Raw genomic sequence first — 25,232 nt, 5'->3', positions numbered from 1 at the left:
TACTACCGGCCCGTTCCGCCTGCCCGAAAGGCCCGTTTCACCGGGAGTTCAACCGGGGACCGGCTACTGTCGGAGCATGGTCACGATCCCTGCGCGACGGGTGTCCGCCGCGATCTCGCTGACCGGCGTGGCCGCGCTCGTGCTCGGTGCCGGCCTGGTGCTGCTGCTGCAGGTCATCCCGCCGACCGACGAGATCAGCGCGACCCGCCGCACGATCAGCGAATACGGCCTGTCCGACCACAAGCGGCTGTTCGACCTGGCCGTGGTCCTGGTCGCGCTCGGCTCGGCCGCCGGGCTCGCCGTGCTGGCCCGGCAACGGCGGCTGCCCGCGCCCGCGGCCGTCCTGGGTGCATTGTGGACGGTCGGGCTGCTGGTGATCGTCGCGTTCCCGAAACCCGACTGGGCCACGGTTTCCCGCTCGGACTTCGGCGGCACGCTGCACCGGATCGCGAGTGTCGTCGCGTTCGTCGCGCTCCCGCTGGCGGTGCTGGTGGCGGCGCGCACGGCGCTGCCGGGCTCCCCCGTGCGCCGGTGGCTCGCGCGCGTGCTGGCGATCGTGTCGCTGGGCTGGTTCGCCGTGATCCTCGGCGCGGTGGTGGTCGCCGCGGCCGAAGGCGGCCGCTGGTGGACGCTCATCCCGCTCGGCCTGGTCGAACGCGGGATGGCGCTGACCGAGCTGGTCGCGCTCGGCGTGCTGCTCGCCCCGGTCGGCGACCGGGCCGCTAGGCCGATCGGGTAGCAGCCCCGCCGACGGCCCAACCGGCGGCGGGCGCCGGGCGTGCAGCGTGCGTTCACCGACCTCAGGGGGAGATCGCATGTCTCGACGTGCTGCCGTACTCACGGCCGTGGCGCTCGCGCTCGGCACCGTCCTCACCGCTCCGGCCGCCGCGACCGCGGCCGCACCGTGCACCTGGACCGCGCACAAGGTCGTCCCGCCGGACGGGTACGACGCCGAATTCACCGACGTCAGGGGGACCGACAGCCACGGCAACTACGTCGGCACCGTGGCCGACCTGTCGGTCGACATGGGCCGGGTCGTGCTCTGGACCGACGGCAAGCCCCGCATCCCGGACGCGCTCGCGTCGTTCGTCTACCCGAACATCGCCGGCGAGAACTCCGCCGGGACAGTGCTGCTCTCCGGCGGCCTGCCGACGTCCACCGAAATGGGCGTCTACCTGTTCAGCGGCGGGCACCGCGGGCCGGGCACGCTGACGCAGCTGCCCACCCCGGCCGGTTACCGCATCGGTTCGGCCACCGCCCTCAACGAGCGGGGTGACGTCCTGGCCAGCGCCTACACCCTCCGAGACGACCACCCCGTCAGCATCCTGTGGTCGAACCTTTCCGCCGGGCCGCTCGTCATCGACAGCCCGGCCGGGTACGGGATCGACCTCGACGACGACGGCACGGTGCTGCTCAACGCCCCGGACAACAAGCTGGGCGCGCTCTGGCGCCACGGGCAGGTCATCCCGCTGACCGGCGAAGACCGGCCGGTGCTCATCCGCGAGCTCCGCAACGGCGTGGTGGTCGGCACGGCGATCGACTCCCCGTGGCCGGCTTCGCGCGCCCTGGCCTGGCACGGCCCCGCCGACCCGCGGCCCCTCGAGCGGGGCGGGACCGCGGAAGCGATCAACGCGCACGGGCTCATCGCGGGCAGCCTGGACAGCCTGACCGGGCACGCGGCCGTCTGGCAGGACACCAAGCTGCTCGGCGCGCTCCCGGCCCCGGACGGGGTCGACGCGGACGTCTTCGTGGTCGGGGACGACGGCACGGTCTTCGGCAACACGGGCAGCGATTACGGCCCGCTGCGCTGGACGTGCACGGCGGCCGGCTCCTGACCGGCGGGCGCCGACGTCGTCCACAAAGGACGGACGTCGGCGCCCTCAGCCGAGGTTCGGCTCGGTGGTGTGGACCAGCCGCGGGTCGGGCGTTTCGCCGGACATGGCCAGCAGCCCGCGCACGACCTTGACCAGCAGCGGCCAGTTCTTCGGGTTCTTCTTGTCCACCCCGCCGACGAGCTGCTTGAGCATCGAGAGCGTGTCGAAGTAGATGCGTTCGCAGACGAGGTTTTCCCGCGCGTCGAAGACGAAGTACGCCGACATCCGCACCCGGAACGGGGACCCGGTGGCCGGGATCTTCCCGAACGGCCCGAGGTGGGTCCCCAGCAGCCAGAACTCCACGATCACCGCGTCGGCGCTGTGCCGCAGCGCGATCAGCTCGTGGTGCTGGTCGGGGAACGCGGTGCGCGTGTCGTGGTAGTAGCCGCGGACGGCGCTGTCGCCGTCGTGCACCGTCATGGTCGCGACGACCTCGTAGTGCGGGTGCGGGAACGTCGAGAGGGTCGCGTCCCAGTCCTGGGCGACCTCGTCGCGGAAGTGGTCGAGCACCAGTTTCTGCCGGGCTTCGAGGACGGCCGGGCCAGGGATGGCGAACGCGGTCATCGGGGCTCCCTTAAATCTACGGCGTAGGTTTCGACGATAACCTACACTGTAGGCACGCCGTGGGAAGGGGACACCGTGACCGTGCTCGACACCGCTCTGGCCCGGGCGAAGCCCGCCATCCGCTGGAGCCTCGGCCACGCGCTCCCCCGCACGGTGCTGCGCCGCGAGGCCCGGCGCGGCGACCTCCAGGGCCGGATGGTCGTCGACGCCGCCGAAGGCCGGGACCTGACCGGCCTGTTCGACGAGATCCGCGCCGCCGGCCCGCTCGCCCGCACCCGCTTCGGCTGGATGACCACCCACCACGGCGCGGTCCGCGAAGTGCTGGCCAGCGAAGACTTCCGCGTCGGCGTCGTCGGGGGTGACGGCTCGGCGCTCGGGCGGCTGGTGGAGTGGTCGGCCGGCGAGCACCTGCACCCGGTGCGGCCGCCGTCGCTGCTGGCCGTCAACCCGCCCGAGCACACCCGGTACCGCAAGCTGGTCACCGGCGTGTTCACCGCCCGCGCCGTCGAGCAGCTGCGCGGCCGGGTCCAGCAGATCGCCGACGGCCTGCTCGAGCGCCTCGAGCCCGGGAGCGAGACCGACCTCGTCGAGGCCTACTGCGGACTGCTCCCGGTCACCGTCATCAGCGAGATCCTGGGCGTCCCGCCGGAGCAGCTCGGCAAGGTGCTGTCGCTGGGCGCGGCGGCCGCGCCCAGCCTCGACCTCGGGCTCGGGTGGCGCACCTTCCGCGACGTCGAGACCGCGCTCGCCGAGTTCGACGCCTGGCTCGGCGAACACCTCGACCACCTGCGCCGCCACCCCGGGAACGACCTGTTCAGCCGGCTCGTCGCGGCGCGCGACGACGGTGTCGGGCTGACCGAGACCGAGCTGAAGTCCACCGCGGGGCTGGTGCTGGCGGCCGGCTTCGAGACGACCGTCAACCTGCTCGGCAGCGGCATCGCCCTGCTGAGCGAGCACCCGGAGCAGCTCGCGGTGCTGCGCGAGCGGCCCGAGCTGTGGGGCAACACCGTCGAGGAGGTGCTGCGCCACGACCCGCCGGTGCTGCTGACCGGCCGCCTGGCGGTGCGCGACACCGAGATCACCGGCGTCCGGCTGCCGCGCGGGGCGCTGGTGACCACCGTGCTGGCCGGCGCGAACCGCGACCCCGGCGTGTTCGCCGACCCGGCCGTCTTCGACGTCACCCGCGCGGGCGCCCGCGACCACGTGTCGTTCGGCGCCGGGCGCCACCACTGCCTGGGCGCGTCGCTGGCCCGGATGGAGGGCGAGATCGGGCTGCGGACGATCTTCGGCCGCTTTCCCGGCCTGCGGGTGCTGCCCGGCGGCCGTCGTCGTCAGACGCGCATCCTCCGCGGGTACGAATACCTGCCCGCGGTGCTCGCCGCGTGACGGGCCGGCGTGGCCGTCCGCCCAAGGACGCCGACGGCGCCCTGTCGCGGGAGCGGATCCTGCGGGAGGCGCTCGCGCTCGTCGACGCCGACGGGCTCGAGGCCGTCAGCATGCGCAAGCTCGCGCGCCGGCTCGGCGTCGACCCGATGAGCCTCTACAACCACGTCGACGGCAAGGACGCCCTGCTGGACGGGGTCGCCGAGGTCCTGCTCGCCGCGATCCCCGCGCCGGTTCCCGGGCGCGACCTGCGGGCGACGATGTCCGAGCTCGCCCACGGTTTCCGCGCGGCGATGCTCGGCCACCCGCGCGCGGCGCCGCTCGTGCTGACCCGCCAGCTCGCGTCGATGACCGCGCTCGCCCCGGTGGAGGCCGTGCTCGGCCCGCTGCTGGCGGCGGGGTATCCCCCGGACCGCGCGGTGCACGGGCTGCGCGCGGTGCTGGCGTTCCTGATCGGGACGCTGATGCGCGAGGTCGACGCGGCGCCGACGTTCAGCGGCGCCGACCCACCGGGCGCCCAGGACCGGCTCGCGGACCTGACGGGATCAGGGTTGCCGGCGGTTTCCGCGGCGGCGCCGTACCTCGCGGTGTGCGACCACGAAGCGGAGTTCGAGTTCGGGCTGGGCATCCTGCTGGACGCGCTCGCGCCGTGACGGCTCGTCAGCGGATGCGTTCGTACAACGCCGCCATCCGCGAATCGAGGTCCGCGGCCGTCCGGGCCGCGGCAGCGAGCTCACCGGCGAAGTCCGGCGGGACGCTGTCGCGGTATTTGTAGGACAGCTTGTGCTCCACCGCGGCCCAGAAGTCCATCGCGATGGTGCGCAGCTGGACCTCGACCTTGACCTTTTCGACGCGGTCGGACAGGAACACCGGGATGCGCACGATCAGGTGCAGGCTGCGGTAGCCGTTCGCCTTCGGCTTTTCGATGTAGTCCTTGGTGCGCAGGAGTTCGACGTCGTCCTGGGCGGTGAGCATGCGGGCGACCGCGAAGACGTCGTCGACGAACGGGCAGACAACGCGGATCCCGGCGATGTCGTCGAGGGCGCCGGCCGCGGAGACCCAGTCGTCACCAAGACCGCGACGGTGCACTTTTTCCTTGATGGCCTCCGGCCGCTTCACGCGGCTCGTGATGTGCTCGATCGGGTCGTGCCGGTGGACGAAGTCGAACTCCTCGCTGAGGATCCGCAGCTTCGTCATCAGCTCTTCGATGGCGAACTTGTACATCAGGAGGAACCGCGGGAGCTGCCCGGCCACGGCGAGCTCGTCGGCCGCCTCGCGCAGGGAAGTCTCGTCGGCCGCCGGGTCGGTGGTCACTGAAGCCTCGTGCTGTTGTCGGTCGTGGGTCCGAGCTCCAGGTTACTGGGCTCCCTCGGGATAACGATCGGCGACGGGCCGGGGTTCCCGCTGGTCACCGGATCGGGGTGGAAAAGGTGCTGTTCGGGGGGTGGTGTCGCCTCAGTTGCGGTCGGGCGCGGGCCGAGGTGCTGGTGCCACCTCGGCCGGGCCCGGCTGTCCTGGGAGCCGGTGTCACCTCGGCCCGGACCAGGTGCGGTCCGGGCCGAGGCGGGCTTGCGGTTTTCGGTTGTCGGTGAAGTCAGCGCCCCATGGGGACGGTTGCGGCCGTGACGGACGCAACGCACTTGGCGGCGATGGCGCCCGCTTGCTCGATCGCGGCCTGGTCGTTCGCGGCCTGGTCGCCGGCGCCTTGGTCGGCGGTGGCCATGCCGTCGGCTGCTGCGCTTTCGTCGGCCGCCTTGCCGGTCGCTGACTTGCCCGCGGCCTTGCCTGCCGCGGCCTTGCCTGCCGCGCCCTGGTCGGCCGCCTTCTTGCCGGTGCTCTCTTCGGCGGCCATGCCCTGCTGGCCGGCCGCTGCGGCGGGATCGGCCTGGGCGACACACTCGAGGAGGGCCGCGCAGTCCTGGGCGGAGACCGCGGCTTGAGCCGCGTTCTCCTGCTGGTCCACCATGCCGTTCTGGGCTGCGGCCTGGTCCTGGGCATTCATGCCGTTCTGGTCGGCCATGCCGTTCTGGTCGGCAGCCTGGTTCTTCGCGGCCTTGCCGCCACCAGTCATGCCGTTCTGGTCAGCCATGCCACCCTGGTCGGCCGCCTGGTCCTTGGCGGCCTTGCCGCCACCGGCCATGCCGTTCTGGTCGGCCATGCCGTTCTGCTGGTCAGCGGCCTTGCCGTTCTGGTTCGCCATTCCGTTGGCGTCCGCCGTCCCGGTTGCCTGGGTCAGGCATTGCTGGACCACCTGGCAGGCCTGCTCGCCCGCCGCGTTCTGGTCGGCCGCGTCCGCTGCCGCCGCGCCCTGGTCGGCGGCCATGCCGTTCTCGTCGGCCGCGCCCTGCTGAGCAGCCTTGCCCTTCTGCTTGGCCTGGCCGGCGGCCATGCCGTTCTCGTCCGACGCGCCCTGGTCGGCGGCCATCCCGTTCTCATCCGCCGCACCCTGCTCAGCGGCCTTCTTCTTCGCCTTACCGGCGCCCATCCCGTTCTCATCCGCCGCCGCGCCCTGGTCGGCCGCGTCGTTCTTGGCGGCCGCCTGGTCCGCCAGCCCGGCCACCTCCGTGCACGCCGCCAGCGTCGCGTTCGCCGCCACCGCTCCGTCGCAGCCCGCCGCCGTGCGGCGTTGCTGGATCTGGTCGACCACCGCCTGGCGGTTGGCTGTCCGGGCCTCGGACTGGGCGTCCGGGGCGGCCTGCTGACCTGCGATGAAAGCGAGATTGTTCTGCAGGGCCGTGTCCAGCCCTCCGCAGTCTTCGGTGGCCGCGTTGCCGGCCGGGCTGCTCAACGCGATTGCCGTCGCGGTCGCTCCCGCGATTCCCAGCAGTGCGGCGAGTCCGATCGTCGCCGGTTTGCGGTGTCGTCCGGTAGTGCGCACTTGGGGCATCAAGCCCCTCCTCTCTGGTCGCCACCTCACCCCGGCACACGGGCGGGACGACCAGAGCGGTTCATCCGGATTTTCCCGTTACCACCAAGGAAAATCCACTGTGGACAGGACGAACCCCGAACCGGCGGTCCACCGGTTCGGGGCCCTGCCTACCAGAGCCGGAGTAAGCGCGGTGTCAACGCGCGCCCCCGTCAGCCGAGGTCCGCCAGCTGCGGCACGGCCGGCGCCATGCCGTCGATCCACGCCGCCGGCGACCCCGTCGTCGGGGTGACGATCACCGTTCCGACCCCCAGCTTCGCGAAACCCGCCATCGCGCGGACGAACTCGTCGCGCGTGTCCGGGCCCGGCCGCGGGTTGTTGGCCAGGATCGTCTTGCGGATGTCGTCGTAGTCGCGGCCGACGTCGTCGCAGTGGCGCCGCAGCACGTCCAGCTTGTGCGCGACGTCCTCGGGCGAGGTGCCGAAGAGGTTGCACGCGTCGCCGTACTGCGCGACGAGCCGCAGCGTCTTGCGCTCGCCGCTGCCGCCGATCATCACCTTCGGCTGGTTGATCGGCTGCGGCGAGCAGAGCGTCTCGGCCAGCTGGTAGTGCTTGCCGTCGAACGGGCCGTTGTCCGCCGGGTCCCACATCTGCCCGCAGATGCGCAGCGTCTCCTCCAGCCGCTCGAACCGTTCGGCGATCGGCGGGTACGGCACCCCGAGCCCGGCGTGCTCACGCTCGAACCACGCCGCTCCGACACCGAGCACCGCGCGCCCGCCCGAGAGGACGTCGAGGGTCGTGACGATCTTCGCGAGCAGCCCGGGGTGCCGGTAGGTCACCCCGGTGACGAGCAGGCCGAGGTCGATCCGGGACGTGTGCGCGGCGAGGAAGCCGAGCGTCGTGTACCCCTCCAGCATGTTCGCCTCGGCGGGGAGGCCGGTGGGCTCGATCTGGAAGTAGTGGTCCATGAAGGACAGCCACGTCGCCCCGGCCTCCTCCGCCGCGGCGCCCACGCGCGCGAGCTCACCGGCGATGGCGGTGGTCCCGCCCTCGATGTCGAAGATGGGGAGGTGGAAACCCAGGTCCATGAGACGTTCTCCTGACGTGCGGTCGGCGTGCCCGCCACGCTAGGACCTGGAGCGCGCTCCAGGGCAAGCCCCGGCTACCGCAGCCGCGCCACCAGGTCGGTGGCGATCCGCCGTTCGACCGGCCCGGGCACCGCCTGCACCCCGGCGGCGAGCCCGCCCGCGGCCACCGCCGCCAGGCTGCGGACCTGCAGCGTGAGGCCGAGATCCATGGCCTGGATGGAGTTGCCGTTGGCGGCGGTCAGGTTGAGCATCCGGCCGTGGTCGAGGACGACGACCTCGCGGCCGTCGGCCAGCACGTGCCCGGTCCGGCGGCCGGGCTCGCCGTACTCGACGGTGCGGACGGTCGCCGCGCGCAGGGCGTCCGCGTCGATCTCCCACGCGAAGTGGCCGACCCCGGCGAGCAGCGCGCCGTCGGCCAGGACCGCCAGCTCGGCCTCGCCGACCACCCCGGGGGCGCCGGTCGCGGTGAAGACCGCCTGCGCGCCGGGCAGGACCTCGAGGGCCGGGCCGACGCGGTGACCGTCCAAAATGGCCTGCAGCGCGCGCATCGGATCCGTGTCGCACACCGAAACCCGCGCGCCGAGCCGCGACAGGGTGTCCGCGACGCCCTTGCCGCACGGCCCGTAACCGAGCACGGCGGCGCGCATGCCCGGCACCATCAGGTTGGTGGCGTTGAGGAATCCCTGAACGACGCTCTGCCCGACGCCGAACTCGTTCTCCACCAGCAGTTTCAGCCGCGAGTCGTTGATCACGACAACCGGGTGTCCGACCTGCTTCTCCCGCAGCCGGATCCCGCCGGTGGTCGTCTCCTCGGTGCCGCCGAGGTAGCCCGCGGGGACGCCGGACCCGAGCAGCGACAGGGTGAGGTCGGCGCCGTTGTCGAGGGTGAGGTCCGGCTCGCACTCGAGGACCTTCGCGACGTTCCGGGCGTGGGCGGCGTTGTCGTCGGCGCGGCGCGTGTGCACCCGCGCCCCGAGCGCCCGCAGCGCGCCGGCGACGTCGTCGTGGGTGGTGCCGGGTGACCCGGTCAGCGTGACTTCGACGCCGGCGCGGGCCAGCAGGGTGACCAGGGCCGCGGTCTTGGGCTCGACGTGCAGGCACATGGCGAGCCGCCGCCCGGCGAGCACCGGCGCGGTCTCTTCGACGGCGGCGGTGGTCAGGGGCATGTGCTTGAGCGCCCACTGGGTTCCGGCGTGCACAAAAGAAGGCATGGCTTTCCTAGCGGTTGAATGAGAAAGGGGACCCGGAAGCGGGGCCGGTCAACCGTAGAAGTCGCAGCGGTACGAGTGGTCGCCGAAGATCGGCGCCACCAGACCTCGTCCGCTCATGGCCTCAAGCTATCAGGGCGTGTGGTCCTCGAACTCCCAGCACCCGTACCGGGCCAGCCGCTCGGCGGCCTCGTGCCAGTTCGCGCCGACGCACCCGGCCACCAGGCCCTCGAAGTACGCCACCAGCGCGGGCCAGTCGTAGTGGTGGACGATCACGTGGTGGCGAAGCGAGATCGGCCCGCTCGCCACCTCCTCGCGCAGCCACCCCGGCGTGCACACGACGAACTGGAACGACTCCTCGCCCGGTTCCCCCTCCGGGCCCGCGATCAGCTGGACCAGGACCATGAACCGCTCCGGGTCCGCCGGGACGAACGACTCGGGCGGATCGGCGTCGGGGGTCATCAGGTACTTGATCTCGGGACGCACCGTGGGCATGCGGCCAGTGTGCCCCTCAGCCGGCCGCGGCGGCCAAGAAGCCGGCGACGTCCGGGTTCGTCGTGACCGGGACGCCCGCCGCGCGCAGGTGGTCCGCGAACTCCGCCGACTTCCGGCCGCCTTCGGCGATCAGGAACGGCGGGGCGCCCACCGCCGGGTACGCCAGGGGGCTCGCCGCCCGCAATGTCGACGGTGAGCGGCCGAGTGCCACCAGTACCGACGCCCGGGTCACCGGGTCGAGGCCCGTGAGGTCGAACTCGGCCGGGGCCGCCAGCGCGGCCACCGCGCGGACCTTGCTGTCCTGCCCCGGGTACTGGCCGGTGTCCGGCCCGGGCGCGACGCCGAGCAGGGAGGCCAGTGTGCCGCCCGCGCCGGCGCCGACCGCCGTGACGCGGGCCGGGTCGATGTTCAGCGCCGCCGCGTTCGCCTTGAGGAACCGGACGGCGCAGCGGGTGTCGGTGAGCGCCGCCGGCCAGGGTGCGGCGGGCGCGAGGCGGTAGTCGATCGACGCGACGGTGAAGCCGCGGGCCGTCAGCTCGTCCCGCAGCGGGGTGAGCCGGGACCCGGCGAGCTCCGCGCCCGGTCCGGCGGGCCTGCGGTCGCCCGAGATCAGCCCGCCGCCGTGCAGGAAGAGCGCCACCGGCGCCGGCGGCCCGCCCGGCCGCGGCCGGGCGACGTCCATCGCCAGCGGCACGCCGGCGGGGCGGCAGTACTCGACCGTGGCGCCGTCGAGCAGCGTCGACGCGGTGGGCGCCGTGATGCCCGCTCCGGCGGCGACGGTCCCGGCCGCGCCCGTCGCGAACACCACCAGCAGCACCGGGAACAGCACGATCCACGCCGACACGCGCCGCAGCGCCGACGGCCGCGGGTGCGCCCGGCGCCGGGCCACGACGAGGAAGCCGAACACCGCCACGACCTGCAGCCCGGCCGCGACGTAGTCGGTGAAGCCGACCACCGCGTCGGCGGGCTGCCAGGGGTCGAGGCGCACCAGCAGCCCGAGCGGCCGGCTCGCCACCCACACCGCCAGCGACGTCGTCGCGGCGAGCGCGGCGGCGTGGGCCGTCCTGCGGGTCGGCCACCCCAGCACCGCGAAGACGGCCACCAGCTCGAGGGTCGCGACCAGGGCGAACAACATGGCGTACAGCTGCCAGACCCGCCACAGCGCGGGCACCGAGACGGCCGGGATCAGCGCCCCGCCCAGCGCGGCAAAAGCGGCCGTGACCAGCACCGGACCGCGTCGCAGGAGGGGCACGGCGGTCGTCGACGGGTGGTGGACGCCCCGCTGCCCGTCGACGACCTTCATACCGCCAGTGTCACCCGGTACCGGCCGGCACCGCCACGGCTCCGGCGGCGCAGCGCGGTTACTTCCGCGACGCCGTGTAGTTCCGGAACAGCAGATACGTGTCGAGGATGTCGGAAGAGGCGCTCTGCACCGAGCGGTAGATCCCCCACTTCGGGCGGACGTAGTCACCCTGGTCGGGGACGTTGACGCTGCTCATGCTGCCCTGCGCGGCCACCGGGGCGCCGGTGCCCGTGCCGTTGCGGATGACGGCCGACGCCTTGCCCTTCGAGCCCGGCGTGAACGTCCATTCGATCGTGATCCACTTGTCGCGCAGCGGCGCGAAGTCGGTGGCCGCGATGCTCGGCGAGCCCGAGTTGGCGTAGGCGCGCGCGTTGAGCATCTCCTTGCCGCCGCTGCGGGTCAGGTCGAGCGTCACCCACGGGCCGCCGTTGGTCGACGGTGTCTTGGTCTGGAAGATGTGGGTGAACTTGCTGGTGCCGTGCAGCGAGCCCGGGATGTACATCTCGTAGGAGAGCGTCCAGGTCTCGCCGTCGTGCATCGGTCGCCCTCGACCACGACGTACTTGCGGTCGGGGTGGTGGTTGCCGCGGTCGGCTTCGATGCCCTCGAAGGCCTTCAGGCCGTCGGTGGCGGGGTTCGGGTGCCACAACGGCGCGGCTTCGGCGATCGGGCTAACAGAAGCGGCACGGTGAGGGCGGCGACGGCGAGCGCCGTCCTGCGGGGGAATTCCGGCATCGTCGGTGTGTCCTTCCTGACGACAAGTTCGGCAGGGGTGCACATCGGTCGGCGGACGGACCCGGAAACCGGGCTGGACATCCGATGTCTTACCTCGCGAAGCTAGCGCCTTCCGGTGTTCGTTGGCAAGATGCTCGCCCAATTGGTTGATGATTCATCTGATGGATGTGGAATAGCAGTCCGCCAGCGCGCCGAACGCCGCCTTCGGCGCCCACGGCACGCCCGGGTACGTCTCCCCCGCGCCGTCTTCCAGCAGCTTCACCACTCCCCAGCTCGCCATGTCCAGGTCCGTCCGCGGGTCCGCGCGGTGCACTAGGCCATAACAGACGAACGTGCACGCGAAAGCCGCGTCGACGCCCTCCGCCGCGAAGATCTCCAGCAGCTCCCGGAGGTACTGCGCCTGCTCTTCCTCGTCCCGGACGTACTCGCCCTTCAACCGCACCGGGACGTCACCTTCGTACTCCAGGATTTCGCCGCACCGCGCGCCGAGGTCGGCCGCGCCGCGGTAGGGCGTCACGCCGAACTCCGTGATCGCCACCGGTTTGCCCGACGCCACCAGCGCGCGGACGCCCTCGCGGTAGCCGTGCGCGACCTCCTTCGAGCGGTGCGCGTCCACCGAGACGATGTCGAACGGCGTCCAGTCGACCCGCTCCAGCGGAACCGCCGCGTACGTAACGCGCCCACCGAACCGCTCGCGGACCGCAGGGACCGCGCGGGCCAGGAAGGCGTTCACCCGCCCGGACAACCCGGCGATGAGCTCCCGCGACGCGAGCAGCCCGGCCAGCCGCTCCCCGATCCCGTCCCCCGGCAGGAAACCGTGGTTGAACAGGCTCAGCTCGGCCCCGGTCACGAACACGATCTCCGCCCCGGCCGTCCGGAGGCGTTCGGCTCGTGACGCGCCGTCGGCGAGCAGCGCGAGGATCTCCTCCGGCGTCCGGTCCATCGGGAACGGCGAGAACCACACCTCCAGCCCCAGCGCGGCCGCCTCGCGCGCGGCGAACTCGATCCGGTCGAGGTCGGTGCCGATCAGCCGGACCGCCGTGCAGTGCAGGTCGTCGCGGATGACCGCCAGCTCACGCCGGACCAGCTCGGCGTCGAAGGGCCGGTTGAACCGCCCGTTCAGCTCCAGCCCGGTGTCGTAGCCGATGCCTTTGGCTCTCACTGTTCCTCCCGGAATTTAGGGTACGGTCCGTACCGTACCCTAGGACGGTAGAGTGACGCCCATGGCCGAGAAGACCCGGCGCCGCGGCGCCGAGCTGGAAGAGGCGATCCTGCGCGCCACCGCGGACGAGCTCGCCGAGGCCGGCTACCCCGGCCTCACCATCGAGCGGGTGGCGCAGCGGGCCGGCACCAACAAGAACACGATCTACCGCCGCTGGCCGAACCGCGCCGCGCTCGGCGTCGCCGCTTACCGGCTCCTGGCCGAGGACACCCTGAAGCCACCCGACACCGGCAACCTCCGCGAAGACGCGCTGACGCTGTTGCGGACGATCAACTGCGGCCAGACCTCGCCCGCCGCGCGGATCCTGCGCGGTCTCCTGACCGGCGTCGGCGAGGAGCCCGAACTCCGCGAGCAGCTCTACGAACAGGCCGCCGAGGGAGGCGCGAAGACCTGGCTCACGATCGTCGAGCGGGCCGTCGCGCGCGGCGAGGCACGGCCTGAAGCCCGGCACCCGAGGGTTGCGACGGTCGCGCTCGTGTTGCTGCGCAACGAACTCCTGACGCGCGGACTGACCACAGTGGACGACGGCGTGCTCGTCGAGATCGTCGACGAGGTCTACCTGCCGCTGGTGGGCGCGTAGATCGTGACCCGCAGCTCCGGGTCCTCGGCGGCCTGGAAGACCGCGTAGTCGAACACCGCGGGCCCGGGCACGAACAACGTCTTCCGGCCGGGTCCGCTGCGGCCGACGTCGTGGCGGTCCCACCACGTCGCGAACTCCGGGCAGCCGGCCCGCAGCCGCGCCGCGAGCCCGGTGAACGCCGGGTCGCCGGCCCACAGGTCGTGCGCGGCGCGGAACTGCGCCACGGCGTGCTCGGCCTGCGCCGCCCAGCCGTCGCCGAACAGCCGCCGGCCGCGCGTGCCGAGCAGCAGGAAGACCAGCACGTTCCGGTCGGCTTCCGGTGCCGCGCCGAAATCGGTGAACAGCTCGGCCGCGGCGGGGTTCCAGGCCAGGACGTCCCAGCGGCGGCCCGTCACGTACGCGGGCTCGCTCAGTCCTTCGACGAGCCGGCGGGTCGCTTCGGGCACCTGCTCGCGGCGAAACGGGGTCCGGGCCGGGTTCCGGGCCAGCGCCCGCAGGTGCGCGCGCTCGGCGTCGTCCAGCCGCAGGGCGCCGGCGAGCGCCTCGACCGTCTCGGACGACGGGCTGACCGTGCGGCCCTGCTCGAGCCGGATGTACCAGTCGACGCCGATGCCGGCCAGCTCGGCGACCTCTTCGCGGCGCAGCCCCGGGGTCCGGCGACGGCGGCGGTCTGGCAGCCCGAGCGCCGCCGGGTTCAGCCGTTCGCGCCGCGACCGCAGGAACTCCCCCAGCCCGGCGCGGGCCACCTCCGGCATGACAACCTCCGTGGCACTCGGCAGTCCCAGGATGATACCAGGCCTGGATAGCCGGCCCCGGTTCGCCGACGATCGAGGCATGAGAGCCGCGATCCTCGAAGAGTTCGGCAAACCCCTGTCCGTGCAAGACATTCCCGCGCCGGCGCTCGGCACCGGCGAAGTGCTGGTCGACGTCGTCGCGGCGGGCGTGCTGCCCTACGCGGCGGAGGTGTTCCGCGGCGAGCGGAACTACCAGCTGACGCTGCCCGTCGTGCCCGGCGCCGGCGCGGTCGGCCGGGTGCGCGCGACCGGCCCCGACGCGACCCGCCTGGCACCCGGCGACTGGGTGCTGTGCGACCCGGCGATCCGGTCGCGCGACGACGCGCTGACCCCGGACATCACACTCCAGGGCCTGAGCGCGCGCGGGGACGGCGGCCTGTTCCTGCAGCGCCACTTCGGGCACGGCGCGTACGCCGAGCAGGTGCTCGTCCCGACCGAGAACGCGGTGCCGCTCGGGCCGGTCGACCCCGCCGACGCCGGCCGGTGGACCGCGCTCCTGCTCTGCCTGGTGCCCTACGGCGGCTGGCTCGCGGCCGACCTGCGGCCGGGCGAGACGGTGCTGGTCAGTGGCGCCACCGGGAACTTCGGGAGCGCGGCCGTCGCCGTCGCGCTCGCCATGGGCGCGGCGTGCGTGGTGGCGCCGGGCCGCGACGAAGCCGTCTTGGCCGACCTGGAGCGCCGGTTCGGCGCCCGCGTCCGGACGGTCCGGCTCACCGGCGACGGCGACACGGACCGCCTGCGCCGGGCGGCCCCGGGCCCGATCGACGTTGTGCTCGACCTGCTGCCGCCGTCGGCGAGCACCGCGCCGGTGCGGGCCGCGGCGATGGCGGTCCGCGAGGGCGGCCGGGTGGTGCTGATGGGCGGTGTCGGCATGCTCGGCGGCGCCGACCTCGCCCTGCCGTACCCGTGGCTCATGCGCAACGGCATCACGGTGCGTGGCCAGTGGCTGGCCCCGCGGACGGCGACCACGAGCCTGATCGCGCTGGCCCGCGCCGGCCTGCTGGACCTCGGCCAGTTCGCCGTCACGGAGTTCGGCCTCGACGACATCGCGCGTGCCCTCGACCACGCGGCAAGCGGCCGCACTCGCTTCGCCCTCACGGTGATCCGGCCGTGAGTACGGTCGAAGGATGACCCGGCTCGCCCGCCACGAGAAGCTCGCCGCAGCGCTCGAAGACTCGCCCGACGACCTCCTCGCCGGCGCGCGACCGCTCGGCACCGGGATCGGCGGGTCGGCCTGGCAGCTGAGCGTGGCGGGCGAACCGGTCTTCGTGAAGCGGGTCCCCCTCACCGACGTCGAGCTGGCGAACCCCCGCTCGACGGCCGACCTCTACGGGCTGCCGCCGTGGTCGCACTACGGCGTCGGTTCCGCGGGCGGCGGGGCCTGGCGCGAGCTGGAAGCGCAGCTGATGGCGACCGCGTGGGTCCGCGACGGCGCGTGCGAGAACTTCCCGCTCCTGCACCACTGGCGGCTCCTGCCCGGCCTCCCGCGGCCCCGCACCGACATCGAGGCGGACGTCGCGTTCTGGCACGGCGACCCGGGCGTCCGGCGCCGGCTGGAAGCACTCGCCGGAGCCACCACCGACCTCGTGCTGTTCCTCGAGCACCTGCCGCACAGCCTCGCCCACCGGGACGGCGACGACCTGCCGCTGGAGCGGGACCTCCGGCAGGTCACGGAGTTCCTGGCCGGGCAGGGTGTCCAGCACTTCGACGCGCACTTCGCCAACTTCGTCACCGACGGCGAGCGGCTTTACCTCACCGACTTCGGCCTCACGGTGTCACCGCGGTTCGAGCTTTCGGACACCGAGGCCGCGTTCCTGGCCGAGCACGCCGACCACGACCGGGCCTACGTCCTGACCCATCTGGTCAACCGGGTCGTCCGGGGCCTCGGCGAGTGGCCGGATGCCCGTGCCCGCAACACTTTCGTCCGCGACCACGCGGCGGAGCACCCATCGCCGCTCCTGCGCCGGTACGCCCCGCTCGCGGCGGTCGTCAACGACTTCTACTTCGCCCTGCACACCGAAGACCGGCGGACGCCGTACCCCGCCGGGGAGATCGCCCGGCAGCTGGAACGCGCCGGTTTGCCCGTGATTGCCGGGCTCACTACTCGCGAGTAAGGTCCGGGGCCATGCGCGCTGGGCGACCGTCCCCGACCGCACGGCACTCGCGCTCGCCGTCGCCGCGCACCATCTCGCGGCGTTCAAGAACCAGGCGCGGGACCAGGAGTCGTTCCGCGAACTGCTGGGCGGGTCCTCGCGATGCAGGCCCGGCGGCGCCCGCTCGTCCGGCTGTTCCGCGAGCTTCCGGAACGCAGCCGGCGCCAGTACACCCACGCCTTGATCGCGTTGCTGCGCCCGGCTTTCGAAGAGGCTCAGCGCACGGGCCGGGTCCGGGCGGACCTCGAGCCCGCGGATCTGGCGCTGCTGTTCGAAATGCACGAAGCGGCCTTGGTGGCGGGCCCGGCGCCACGGACTGAGGCGACGCACATCGACACTGCGAGCAGGAAAACGCTTCCCGCGCACGAGAAGTGCGCCCGCCGAACCGCGGCGAGCCGGGGCACGGGCCCACCCGCGTCCCGGCTTCACCCTGGTGGAGCACACAAAAGGGGGTTGACCGGCGAGTGTCGTGGGTATCTCTACCCCACGGCACCGGCAGTCGATCACCGGCCCGGCCGCCTCCTCCCACCCGTCACATCCGGTCCCGCGGAGCACATCATGACGAACGATTCAGGAGCCTGGCACGACAAGTTGCAGCGCGCGCAGGAAGCGATCCAGCGCAAGCGGGCGGAACAGACCCGCAGCACGGCGGGCGCGTCCGCCGCGTCCCGATGACCCTTCGAGTATCCACAAAGGACACACGGCACCCCGCACCCTTCAGCCGGGCGTTCCGGTGAGCAGCGCCTCCGCGTACTTGCGGAACGCCGCCACGAGCCCGTTCCGGTCGTCCGCGCGCGACGCCACCGCCACGTGGGCCGGTTCGACGTCCTCCAGCGGCACCGTCGTCAGGTCCGGGCGCAGGCTGCCGACGGTGCCCGGGCCGGCCGGCACGATCGCCACCGCCTGACCGCTCGCCACCAGCTCGAACTTGTCGTCCAGCTCGGCCAGGCGCGGCCCGTCCGGGGCCGGGCGCCCGTCGGGGCGGGGGTCGATGCGCCAGAACGCGTCCCACGCCGCGTCGGCCGCACGGGGCAGCGGCTCGTCCGCGATGTCGTCGAGCGTCACCGACTCCTTGCCCGCCAGGCGGTGGTCACGCGGGAGCAGCAGCACCCTCGGCTCGTCGTAGAGAACCGTCACGTGCAGCCGCGCCGAGGGCAGCGGCAGCCGGACCACCGCCACGTCGACGCGGTGCTCCAGCAGCGCCGCGCGGGCGTCGTCCCACCGCAGGTGCTGGGTGCGCACCTCGGCGTCGGGGTGCTGGCGGCGCAGCTCCCGCACGGCCGGGGTGACGACCAGGTTCGCGATGTAGCCGACAGTAATCCGGCGTGGCCGGGCGGCCGACCGCGCATGCGCCGCCGCCGCGGCCGCCGACCGCAGCACCTCGAGGGCCAGCGGCAGGAAGGCTTCGCCGGCTTCGGTCAGCCGGGTGCCCTGCGGGGTCCGGTCCAGCAGCCGCGCGCCCACCTGCTGCTCCAGCCGGATGATCTGACGGCTCAGCGACGACTGCGTCAGGTGCAGCTCGGCGGCGGCGCGGCCGAAGTGGCACCGCTCGGCGAGCACGGTGAAGCCGCGCACCAGCCGCAGGTCCAGATCCGGGTCGGGCATGTCCTCAGCGTAACCCGGCGCGCCAGTCGGCCCGAAGCCCACGACCTGCGGTGATGCGCGAATCGCGTCACGCTGCGCGAAACGCTCATTGGACCTGGCACGCTCCGTGACCCCACGGTGGAAGGAGACACTTCGCGGAGGACACTTGATGAAGGACCTGGGACCGATCGGCGTCTACCTGCCGATCTCGTTCACCAAAACCCCGTCGGCCGACGCGCAGCGCGACGGCGCCCGGCGGCTCGAAGACGCCGGCTACCGGACCGTGTGGACGAACGAGGTCGTCGGCGGCAAGGACGCCCTCGTGCAGCTGGCGCTCCTGCTGGCCGCCACCGAGCACCTCACCTTCGGCACCGGGATCGCGAACATCTGGGCCCGCGAACCGCAGGTGCTGCACGCCGCCGCGGCGCAGCTCGCGGACGCCTTCCCGGACCGGCTGGTGCTCGGGATCGGGGCCGGCCACCCGGCGCAGGCCGCCGCCGCGGGCCGGGACTACGGCCGCCCGCTGGAGACCGTGCGCGGTTACCTGACGCGGATGGACGAGCAGACCTGGCCGCCCGCGCCCGCCGCGGCCTACCCGCGGATCCTCGGCGCCAACGGCCCGAAGATGCTGGCCCTGGCCGCCGAACTGACCGACGGCGCCTTCCCGGCGAACCTGCCGCCGGAGCTCACCGCCGAGGCTCGGGCGGCACTCGGGCCGGGCAAGCTGCTGGTGGTCGGCCTGCCCGTCGTCACCGGCGGCGCCGAGGCGGCGCGCGAGAAGGTAACCGGGAGCCTCGGCATGGACTGGTACCGCAAAGCCGTGGAACGGCTGGGGTATTCGGCCGGCGACGTCGACACGCTCGCCGGCGCGGTGGTCGCCGAGAGCGAGCCGGACGCCATCGCGGCCAAGGCGCGCGCCCACCTCGCGGCAGGCGCGGACCACGTGGTCCTCATGCCCCCGACGACCGACGACTTCACCGCCGACGTCGAGACCCTGGAACGCCTCGCGCCCGCGACCGGCGCCCTCGGGTGAGGGGCCGGCCGCGGGCGCGGCGTGCGGGAACTCAGACCAGGTCGTACCGGTCGGCGTCCATGACCTTCGTCCACGCGGCGGCGAAGTCGCGGACGAACTTCTCCTTCGCGTCGTCGCTGGCGTAGACCTCGGCCACGGCGCGCAGCTCGGAGTTCGAGCCGAACACCAGGTCGGCGCGGGAGCCGGTCCACTTGACCTCGCCGGTGGCGCGGTCACGGCCCTCGAAGGTCTCCTGGTCCTCCGAGGTGGACTTCCACTCGGTCTCCATGTCGAGGAGGTTCGCGAAGAAGTCGTTGGTCAGCTTGCCCGGCGTCCCGGTGAACACGCCCAGCGCGGACTGCTGGTGGTTCGCGCCCAGCACCCGCAGACCGCCGATGAGCACGGTCAGCTCGGGCGCGCTCAGGTTCAGCAGGTTCGCGCGGTCGACCAGCAGGAACTCCGACGGCAGGCGGTGGCCCTTGCCGCGGTAGTTGCGGAAGCCGTCGATCGTCGGCTCCAGCGGCGCGAAGGACTCCGCGTCGGTCTGTTCCTGGGTGGCGTCGGTGCGGCCCGCGGTGAACGGCACCGTGATCGTGACGCCGGCGTCCGCGGCGGCCTTCTCGACCGCGGCGGCGCCGCCCAGCACGATCAGGTCGGCCAGCGAGACCTTCTTGCCGCCGGACTGGGCGGAGTTGAAGGACTCCTGGACGCCTTCCAGCGTGTGCAGGACCTGCGCGAGCTGGTCGGGCTCGTTGACCTCCCAGCCGCGCTGCGGCTCGAGGCGGATGCGGGCGCCGTTCGCGCCACCGCGCTTGTCACTGCCGCGGAACGTCGAGGCCGACGCCCACGCGGTCGAGACGAGCTGGCCGACGGTCAGGCCCGAGTCCAGCAGCTTCGCCTTGAGGTCCGCGACGTCGGCGTCGGAGACCAGTTCGTGGTCGACGGCGGGGACGCGGTCCTGCCAGATCAGTTCTTCGGCCGGCACCAGCGGGCCGAGGTAACGCTGGATCGGGCCCATGTCGCGGTGGGTCAGCTTGTACCAGGCGCGGGCGAACGCGTCGGCGAACTGGTCCGGGTTCTCGTGGAAGCGCTTGGAGATCTGCTCGTAGACCGGGTCGACGCGCAGCGACAGGTCGGTGGTCAGCATCGTCGGCTTGCGGGCCGGGTCGCCGGCCTCCGGGCCGGGGATGGTGTCCTCGGCGTCCTTCGCCACCCACTGGTGGGCGCCGGCCGGGCTCTTCGACAGCTCCCACTCGTAGCCGAACAGGTTGTCGAAGAACTGGTTGCTCCACTGCGTCGGCGTGGAGGTCCAGGTGACCTCGAGACCGCTCGTGATCGCGTCCCGGCCCTTGCCGCTGTTGAAGGTGTTCTTCCAGCCGAGGCCCTGCTCTTCGATGCCCGCGCCCTCGGGCTCGGCGCCGACGTACTGGTCGGGGTCGGCCGCGCCGTGGGTCTTGCCGAAGGTGTGGCCACCGGCGATGAGGGCGACGGTCTCCTCGTCGTTCATCGCCATCCGGCCGAACGTCTCGCGGATGTCGCGGGCCGCGGCCAGCGGGTCCGGGTTGCCGTTCGGGCCTTCGGGGTTGACGTAGATGAGGCCCATCTGGACCGCGGCGAGCGGGTTCTCCAGGTCGCGGTCACCGGTGTAGCGCTCGTCGCCCAGCCAGGTGCGCTCCGGGCCCCAGTACACGTCCTCGTCCGGCTCCCACACGTCGGCGCGGCCGCCGGCGAAGCCGAAGGTCTTGAAGCCCATGGTCTCCAGGGCGCGGTTGCCCGTGAAGATCATCAGGTCGGCCCAGGAGACCTTCTGGCCCCACTTCTTCTTGACGGGCCAGAGCAGCCGGCGTGCCTTGTCGAGGTTCCCGTTGTCCGGCCAGCTGTTCAGCGGCGCGAAGCGCTGCATGCCGGCGCCCGCTCCCCCGCGGCCGTCGTCGATGCGGTAGGTGCCGGCGCTGTGCCACGCCATGCGGATCATGAACGGCCCGTAGTGCCCGAAGTCGGCGGGCCACCACTCCTTCGAGGTGGTCAGCACCGCGTCGACGTCGCGCGCCAGCTCGTCGAGGTCGACGGTCTCGAACGCGGCGGCGTAGTCGAAGTCCTCGCCCATCGGGTTCGCGACGGCGGGGTGCTTGCGCAGGATCTTCAGGTTGAGCTGGTTCGGCCACCAGTCGCGGTTGTCCGCGCCTTCGGTCGGGTGGTTGCGACGCCCGGCCGAAACCGGGCAGCCGCCGGCGGCCTCTTCGTTCAGCTCGCCAACCTTGGCGTCAGCACTGTCAGACACAGGAATCCTTCCGGGACGGGAACAACGTTCAGGAACTCGGCGCGGTGGAGCAGTCGGGGCACAGGCCCCGGTAGACGACCTCGGCTTCGTCGATCACGAAGCCGTGGGCGTCCGACGCGGTCAGGCAAGGCGCGTGGCCGACGGCGCAGTCGACGTCGGCGATGGCCCCGCAGGACCGGCACACGACGTGGTGGTGGTTGTCCCCCACGCGGGCCTCGTACCGGGCGACGGAGCCGGGCGGCTGGATGCGCCGCAGCAGCCCCGCTCCGGTGAGTGCCCGCAGGACGTCGTAGACGGCCTGGTGGGACACTTCCCCGAGACCTTCGCGCACGGCCCCGATGATCGAGTCGGTGTCGGCGTGCGGGTGCCCGTGCACCACGGACAGCACCGCCAGCCGTGGACGCGTGACGCGCAGGGACACCTCGCGCAGCATCCGCTCGAACTCCGTGGTCGTGGGCACAAGGGCGAGTCTGCCGCATTTTCTGGAATGAATCAAGAATAGCCACCCGGCCGTGTCGCGACGCTCCCGCTACAGCCGGGCCCGGTGGTCCTTCGCCAGGCCGTGCAGCGCGCACGGCTGCCCGGGAGCACGCGGGCACAGCACCCACGACTCCGTCGGCGTCGCCACGTAGAGCCGGTACGGCGACGACCCGGTGACGTCGTCCCGGGCCAGCTCCGACGCGCCGTCGTCGTCACGCCGGGGGTAGCACCCGAGCAAGCGGTCGAGCTCGGCGTCCGCCGCCTCCCGGGCTTCACCCACCGCGTACACGGCCCGGCCGTGGTACGGCGCGACCGTCGAGTCGAAGACGACCAGGCTCACCCGCGGACGCTGCGCGAGGTTGCGGGAGTGGCGGGCATCGGACTCCGAAACCCACACGAAGGTCCGGTCGTCGGCCGGGGCGAAGTACACCGGAGACGTCCACGGGCCGCCGTCGGGGTCGGTCGTGCCCAAGGTCAGGTAGCGGTTGGCCGCGAGGAGGGCGCGAGCGTGCGCCGCGAGCGTGTCGTCCGTCATCAGGGCCCGGATTCTGCCACCGATCCGGTGAGACGGAGATCACGAGCCACCGGGTTTACCCGAGATCGCAAGGGGTAAACGTCGGACGTCCAGGGTTCTCTCAGCTGCTTCCGACCAGGAGTCGTTCGATGACCAGCGTCCTCACGGACTTGGAGAGCACCGGCCCGGTCCCGCGCCCGCGCCGCACCGACGCGCTCGCCGAGCTCGCCCGCCTCGCGGCGCTGGCCGAGCTCGCGAAGCGCTCGTCGCCGTCGCTGATGCACCACGCGATTCTCGCCGGCACGAGCGCCGCGGCGGTGGCCGCGGCCGCGAAGCTCGACGTCGCCGAAGCCCACGTCCGCTGGCACCAGTGGGCGGACACGGCGGTCGGCGTCGACGAGTACCTCCGCGTGCACGCCGCGTTCGCCGAAGCCGTCATCGCCCGCCACGCCGCCCTCGAGGAGCTGACATGACCGCGCCCGCCGCGCCGGAGACCCACGTGACCCTGGCCGACCTGGCCGCGCTCGGCACCGCCGCGACCGAGCTGCTGGCGGAGATCACCGAGCAGCTGGCGGCCGTGACGCTGAAGTAGTCGAGGACGTCGCGGGGCTCGGCGATCGTCGTTGCGTAACGACCACTGCTCGTAACGGATCGGCTAGGGTCGGGCCATGGCGGAAGCAACCGAGGAAGCCGGGCCGCGCCCCGGCGGCCGTCCCCGGGACGCGGCGCTCGACGAGGCGATCATCCTGGCCACCCGGGACCGGCTGGTCCGCGACGGGTATTCGCTGATGACCATCGGCGACATCGCGGCGGACGCGAAGGTCAGCCGCCCGACGCTCTACCGCCGGTGGGCGACGAAGTTCGAGCTGGTTGTCGACGCGCTGGACTACGGTTTCCGCCGGCAGCGGGGCCTGTACACGGTGGACCTGGCGTGGCTGGAGCCGCGGGAGGCGTTCACCGAGGCCGTGCGCCGGCTGGACCCCGCGTACTTCAACCCGGACGCGATGGTGCTCATGGGCAACTTCGCCGGCGAGGCGATCCGCACCCCGGAGCTGCTCGGCATCCTCCGCGAGCACGCCGTCGAACCGCGGGTCACGCTGGTCGAGAACGTGCTGACGCAGCTGCAGGAAAGCGGCGCGGTCCAGGACGGCGTCGACAAGCACACGATCGCGACGATGTGCTTCGGCAGCTACTTCGCCGCCTTCCACCGCGGCGAGCCGACGGACGGGATCCCCGAGGCGGTCGTCTCGGTGCTGTGGCCGGCGATTGCCGCAAAACCGGCCCGCCGGCGGCGGTGAGGTCTGCGTCACACAGCCTGAGCGGGGCAAACGCGGTCCACTCAACCAAACCGGCGTCCCGCACGTGTATTCGAGGTGTGAGGCGAACTTCGGATCGACGACGGCTGTTCCGGCCGGGGGTCACCGCGGTCGCGGTGCTGGCGGGGGCCGGCGTCGCGTTCGCGCACACGGCTTTGGCCGCGGCGCCCCCGCTGCCCGCTTTGGCGGCGTCACCCCACGCACACAGCCTGCCGGATCCCGAGGCGACGTCCGCTCCCCCCGCGCCGGTGCTGCCGTTCAACGCCAAGCTGACGTCGGCGGACATCCCGGTCCCGGGCGGCGGCGTCCGCGACGGCGCGTGCAGCGGAGCGCTGGTGGCGCCGCAGTGGGTGGTCACGGCCGGGCACTGCTTCCACGACCTGAAGGACGCCCGCATCGGCGGCCGGCCGCGCTACACGATGACGGTGACGGTCGGCCGGCTCAAGGACAGCGACCCGGGCGGCCACACGGCGGAGGTCGTCGACGTCCGGCAGTCACCGCTCAACGACCTGGCGGTGGCGAAGCTCAGCGCGCCGGTCGAGGGCATCACCCCGGTGACGCTGGCGGAGCAGCGCCCCGCGGTCGGCGAGGAGCTGCAGTTCGCGGGCTGGGGTTCCCACTCGGCGACCGTGCTCGGCCCGTCCGACCACCTCAAACGCGGGCACTTCCGGGTGTCGGGCATCGACCGGACAACGTTGGAGGCGCAGCCGATCGGCACCCGCACGGTCGACAACGGCCCCTGCCCGGAGGATTCGGGCGGCCCGTTCTTCGTCTCGGACGACGACGACCGGACGGGCACCCTGGTGGCGATCGTGAACACCGGGCCGCCGTGCCCCCAGCCGGGTCCGGAGACGATCGCGAGGGTCGACGTCGTGGCGGACTGGATCCGCGAGCAGATCGGCTGACTAGCGAGCCGTGCGGTAGGCGCCCGGCGCGACGCCGAACTGCCGCTTGAAGGCGTGCGACAGCGCAAAAGGCGACGCATACCCGACTTTCGCGGCGATCGACGGCAGTGGCAGGTCCGTCTCCCGCACCAGCCGCGCCGCCGTCGTCAGCCGCCACCAGGTCAGGTAAGTCATCGGTGGCCGGCCCGTCAACGCCGTGAAGCGGCGGGCCAGCGTCGCGCGGGAAAGGCCGACCCGGGCCGCCAGGTCCTCGACGCGCCACGGGGCCGCCGGGTTCGTGTGCAGCTCCTCCAGTGCCGCCGCGACTTCGCGGTCGCGCAACGCCTGGGGCCAGCCCGCCGCCGGGTTGCCGTCGAGCCACGCCCGGATCAGGTACACCAGCAGCAGGTCCAGCAACCCCGTCAGCACCGTCGTGTGGCCCGGCCGCCGGTCGGTCACCTCCGCGCCGAGCAGGTCGATCGCCGCGCGGAGCTCGGGGTGGCCGCCGACGCGGGCGGGCAGGTGGACGACCTCGGGCAGCGTCGCCAGCAGCGGGTGCCGCCGGGCGTGGTCCAGCCGGTACTTGCCGCACAGGAACTCCGTGCGGCCGCCCGGCTCCGGGACCGCCGTCTCGAACGGGACCGCGCCGGCCGTGTCCGGGGTGGCGGACAGCGTGTGCGCGCCGCCGTGCGGGACGAGGACCGCGTCGCCCGGGCCGAGCGGCACCGGCTCGCCGCCGTCCGGCACCAGCCAGCCGCTGCCGCGCAGCAGCACGTGGAAGCCCGCCCCCTCGTACGGCGCGAAGCGGTAGCACCAGCCGTCGCCGGCGCGCAGCCGGTTCGACGTCGGCTGCCCGATCCGCACCGCGGCGATCGCGTCGCTCAGGAGGTCCACGCC

Annotated in this window: 27 protein-coding genes; 12 read left to right on the top strand and 15 right to left on the bottom strand. The window is 72.8% G+C overall.

Features of this window, described 5'->3' with window-relative positions:
• Positions 1 to 76 precede the first annotated feature (76 nt).
• Entirely contained in the window at positions 77 to 739 is a 663-nt protein-coding gene (locus ACZ63E_RS29220; protein WP_465339314.1) for a DUF998 domain-containing protein, read from the top strand.
• A gap of 76 nt (positions 740 to 815) precedes the next feature.
• Positions 816 to 1,835, top strand: a complete 1,020-nt coding sequence (locus tag ACZ63E_RS29215; protein ID WP_465339313.1) for a hypothetical protein — start codon at positions 816 to 818, stop codon at positions 1,833 to 1,835.
• A gap of 45 nt (positions 1,836 to 1,880) precedes the next feature.
• On the opposite strand, the gene ACZ63E_RS29210 is transcribed toward ACZ63E_RS29215, so the two are convergent.
• The gene (locus ACZ63E_RS29210) at positions 1,881 to 2,438 is read right to left on the bottom strand and encodes an ester cyclase (RefSeq protein WP_465339312.1); all 558 of its coding nucleotides are present in this window, start codon (positions 2,436 to 2,438) and stop codon (positions 1,881 to 1,883) included.
• 81 nt (positions 2,439 to 2,519) lie between these two features.
• Between ACZ63E_RS29210 and ACZ63E_RS29205 the strand changes: the two genes are divergently transcribed.
• Positions 2,520 to 3,824 (top strand): cytochrome P450, encoded by a 1,305-nt coding sequence (locus ACZ63E_RS29205; RefSeq protein ID WP_465339462.1) that lies wholly within the window; start codon positions 2,520 to 2,522, stop codon positions 3,822 to 3,824.
• Positions 3,821 to 4,474, top strand: coding sequence for a TetR/AcrR family transcriptional regulator C-terminal domain-containing protein (locus ACZ63E_RS29200; RefSeq protein ID WP_465339311.1), 654 nt, complete (start codon positions 3,821 to 3,823; stop codon positions 4,472 to 4,474). The genes ACZ63E_RS29205 and ACZ63E_RS29200 overlap by 4 nt, the downstream gene beginning before the upstream one ends.
• A gap of 7 nt (positions 4,475 to 4,481) precedes the next feature.
• Here ACZ63E_RS29200 and ACZ63E_RS29195 read toward each other — a convergent pair whose 3' ends face one another.
• The 8 genes from ACZ63E_RS29195 to ACZ63E_RS29160 form a co-directional block, all read right to left on the bottom strand.
• A complete protein-coding gene (locus tag ACZ63E_RS29195; protein WP_465312298.1) occupies positions 4,482 to 5,135 on the bottom strand; it encodes a GTP pyrophosphokinase in 654 nt (217 codons plus the stop codon).
• 280 nt (positions 5,136 to 5,415) lie between these two features.
• Entirely contained in the window at positions 5,416 to 6,708 is a 1,293-nt protein-coding gene (locus ACZ63E_RS29190; RefSeq protein WP_465339310.1) for a hypothetical protein, read from the bottom strand.
• 191 nt (positions 6,709 to 6,899) lie between these two features.
• Positions 6,900 to 7,775 carry an LLM class F420-dependent oxidoreductase gene (locus ACZ63E_RS29185; RefSeq protein WP_465339309.1) on the bottom strand — a complete coding sequence of 292 codons (876 nt, stop codon included), beginning with the start codon at positions 7,773 to 7,775 and terminating at the stop codon, positions 6,900 to 6,902.
• A gap of 74 nt (positions 7,776 to 7,849) precedes the next feature.
• Positions 7,850 to 8,986 (bottom strand): adenosylhomocysteinase, encoded by a 1,137-nt coding sequence (locus ACZ63E_RS29180; protein WP_465339308.1) that lies wholly within the window; start codon positions 8,984 to 8,986, stop codon positions 7,850 to 7,852.
• A 129-nt stretch (positions 8,987 to 9,115) separates the two neighbouring features.
• The gene (locus tag ACZ63E_RS29175) at positions 9,116 to 9,478 is read right to left on the bottom strand and encodes an Imm8 family immunity protein (protein WP_465339307.1); all 363 of its coding nucleotides are present in this window, start codon (positions 9,476 to 9,478) and stop codon (positions 9,116 to 9,118) included.
• Between the two features lie 16 nt (positions 9,479 to 9,494).
• Positions 9,495 to 10,781 carry an alpha/beta hydrolase fold domain-containing protein gene (locus ACZ63E_RS29170; RefSeq protein WP_465339306.1) on the bottom strand — a complete coding sequence of 429 codons (1,287 nt, stop codon included), beginning with the start codon at positions 10,779 to 10,781 and terminating at the stop codon, positions 9,495 to 9,497.
• A 58-nt stretch (positions 10,782 to 10,839) separates the two neighbouring features.
• Positions 10,840 to 11,319 carry a hypothetical protein gene (locus ACZ63E_RS29165; RefSeq protein ID WP_465339305.1) on the bottom strand — a complete coding sequence of 160 codons (480 nt, stop codon included), beginning with the start codon at positions 11,317 to 11,319 and terminating at the stop codon, positions 10,840 to 10,842.
• A 350-nt stretch (positions 11,320 to 11,669) separates the two neighbouring features.
• A complete protein-coding gene (locus ACZ63E_RS29160; RefSeq protein ID WP_465339304.1) occupies positions 11,670 to 12,677 on the bottom strand; it encodes a hypothetical protein in 1,008 nt (335 codons plus the stop codon).
• A 61-nt stretch (positions 12,678 to 12,738) separates the two neighbouring features.
• On the opposite strand from ACZ63E_RS29160, the gene ACZ63E_RS29155 reads away from it, so the two are divergent.
• Positions 12,739 to 13,317 (top strand): TetR/AcrR family transcriptional regulator, encoded by a 579-nt coding sequence (locus ACZ63E_RS29155; RefSeq protein WP_465339303.1) that lies wholly within the window; start codon positions 12,739 to 12,741, stop codon positions 13,315 to 13,317.
• Here the strand turns inward: ACZ63E_RS29155 and ACZ63E_RS29150 are convergent.
• A complete protein-coding gene (locus ACZ63E_RS29150; RefSeq protein WP_465339302.1) occupies positions 13,293 to 14,072 on the bottom strand; it encodes a helix-turn-helix transcriptional regulator in 780 nt (259 codons plus the stop codon). The genes ACZ63E_RS29155 and ACZ63E_RS29150 overlap by 25 nt on opposite strands.
• A gap of 79 nt (positions 14,073 to 14,151) precedes the next feature.
• Between ACZ63E_RS29150 and ACZ63E_RS29145 the strand changes: the two genes are divergently transcribed.
• Both ACZ63E_RS29145 and ACZ63E_RS29140 read left to right on the top strand, forming a co-directional pair.
• Complete coding sequence (locus tag ACZ63E_RS29145; protein WP_465339301.1) at positions 14,152 to 15,225, top strand: alcohol dehydrogenase catalytic domain-containing protein; 1,074 nt, start codon at positions 14,152 to 14,154, stop codon at positions 15,223 to 15,225.
• 13 nt (positions 15,226 to 15,238) lie between these two features.
• Entirely contained in the window at positions 15,239 to 16,225 is a 987-nt protein-coding gene (locus tag ACZ63E_RS29140; protein WP_465339300.1) for a hypothetical protein, read from the top strand.
• A 756-nt stretch (positions 16,226 to 16,981) separates the two neighbouring features.
• Here ACZ63E_RS29140 and ACZ63E_RS29135 read toward each other — a convergent pair.
• Positions 16,982 to 17,869: a LysR family transcriptional regulator gene (locus ACZ63E_RS29135; protein ID WP_465339299.1), complete on the bottom strand. Its 888-nt coding sequence runs from the start codon at positions 17,867 to 17,869 to the stop codon at positions 16,982 to 16,984.
• 148 nt (positions 17,870 to 18,017) lie between these two features.
• Between ACZ63E_RS29135 and ACZ63E_RS29130 the strand changes: the two genes are divergently transcribed.
• Positions 18,018 to 18,881: an LLM class flavin-dependent oxidoreductase gene (locus ACZ63E_RS29130; RefSeq protein ID WP_465339298.1), complete on the top strand. Its 864-nt coding sequence runs from the start codon at positions 18,018 to 18,020 to the stop codon at positions 18,879 to 18,881.
• 31 nt (positions 18,882 to 18,912) lie between these two features.
• Here ACZ63E_RS29130 and katG read toward each other — a convergent pair whose 3' ends face one another.
• The 3 genes from katG to ACZ63E_RS29115 all read right to left on the bottom strand — a co-directional run bounded on the left by katG (position 18,913) and on the right by ACZ63E_RS29115 (position 22,156).
• A complete protein-coding gene (katG, locus tag ACZ63E_RS29125; RefSeq protein ID WP_465339297.1) occupies positions 18,913 to 21,141 on the bottom strand; it encodes a catalase/peroxidase HPI in 2,229 nt (742 codons plus the stop codon).
• Positions 21,142 to 21,169: 28 nt separating this feature from the next.
• Positions 21,170 to 21,601 (bottom strand): Fur family transcriptional regulator, encoded by a 432-nt coding sequence (locus tag ACZ63E_RS29120; protein ID WP_465312314.1) that lies wholly within the window; start codon positions 21,599 to 21,601, stop codon positions 21,170 to 21,172.
• A gap of 69 nt (positions 21,602 to 21,670) precedes the next feature.
• The gene (locus tag ACZ63E_RS29115; RefSeq protein WP_465339296.1) at positions 21,671 to 22,156 is read right to left on the bottom strand and encodes a pyridoxamine 5'-phosphate oxidase family protein; all 486 of its coding nucleotides are present in this window, start codon (positions 22,154 to 22,156) and stop codon (positions 21,671 to 21,673) included.
• 128 nt (positions 22,157 to 22,284) lie between these two features.
• On the opposite strand from ACZ63E_RS29115, the gene ACZ63E_RS29110 reads away from it, so the two are divergent.
• From ACZ63E_RS29110 to ACZ63E_RS29095, 4 genes are all read left to right on the top strand, one after another.
• Positions 22,285 to 22,608 (top strand): hypothetical protein, encoded by a 324-nt coding sequence (locus tag ACZ63E_RS29110; protein WP_465339295.1) that lies wholly within the window; start codon positions 22,285 to 22,287, stop codon positions 22,606 to 22,608.
• Entirely contained in the window at positions 22,605 to 22,727 is a 123-nt protein-coding gene (locus ACZ63E_RS29105; protein WP_465312317.1) for a hypothetical protein, read from the top strand. The genes ACZ63E_RS29110 and ACZ63E_RS29105 overlap by 4 nt, the downstream gene beginning before the upstream one ends.
• 76 nt (positions 22,728 to 22,803) lie before the next feature.
• Positions 22,804 to 23,433: a TetR/AcrR family transcriptional regulator gene (locus ACZ63E_RS29100; protein WP_465339294.1), complete on the top strand. Its 630-nt coding sequence runs from the start codon at positions 22,804 to 22,806 to the stop codon at positions 23,431 to 23,433.
• A gap of 77 nt (positions 23,434 to 23,510) precedes the next feature.
• Positions 23,511 to 24,356: a S1 family peptidase gene (locus ACZ63E_RS29095; RefSeq protein WP_465339293.1), complete on the top strand. Its 846-nt coding sequence runs from the start codon at positions 23,511 to 23,513 to the stop codon at positions 24,354 to 24,356.
• Here ACZ63E_RS29095 and ACZ63E_RS29090 read toward each other — a convergent pair whose 3' ends face one another.
• A complete protein-coding gene (locus ACZ63E_RS29090) occupies positions 24,357 to 25,229 on the bottom strand; it encodes an AraC family transcriptional regulator (protein ID WP_465339292.1) in 873 nt (290 codons plus the stop codon).
• Between the last annotated feature and the right edge of the window lie 3 nt (positions 25,230 to 25,232).

This window comes from Amycolatopsis sp. NPDC104819, from assembly GCF_055583145.1.
This window is presented reverse-complemented; position numbering and strand designations above follow the sequence as displayed.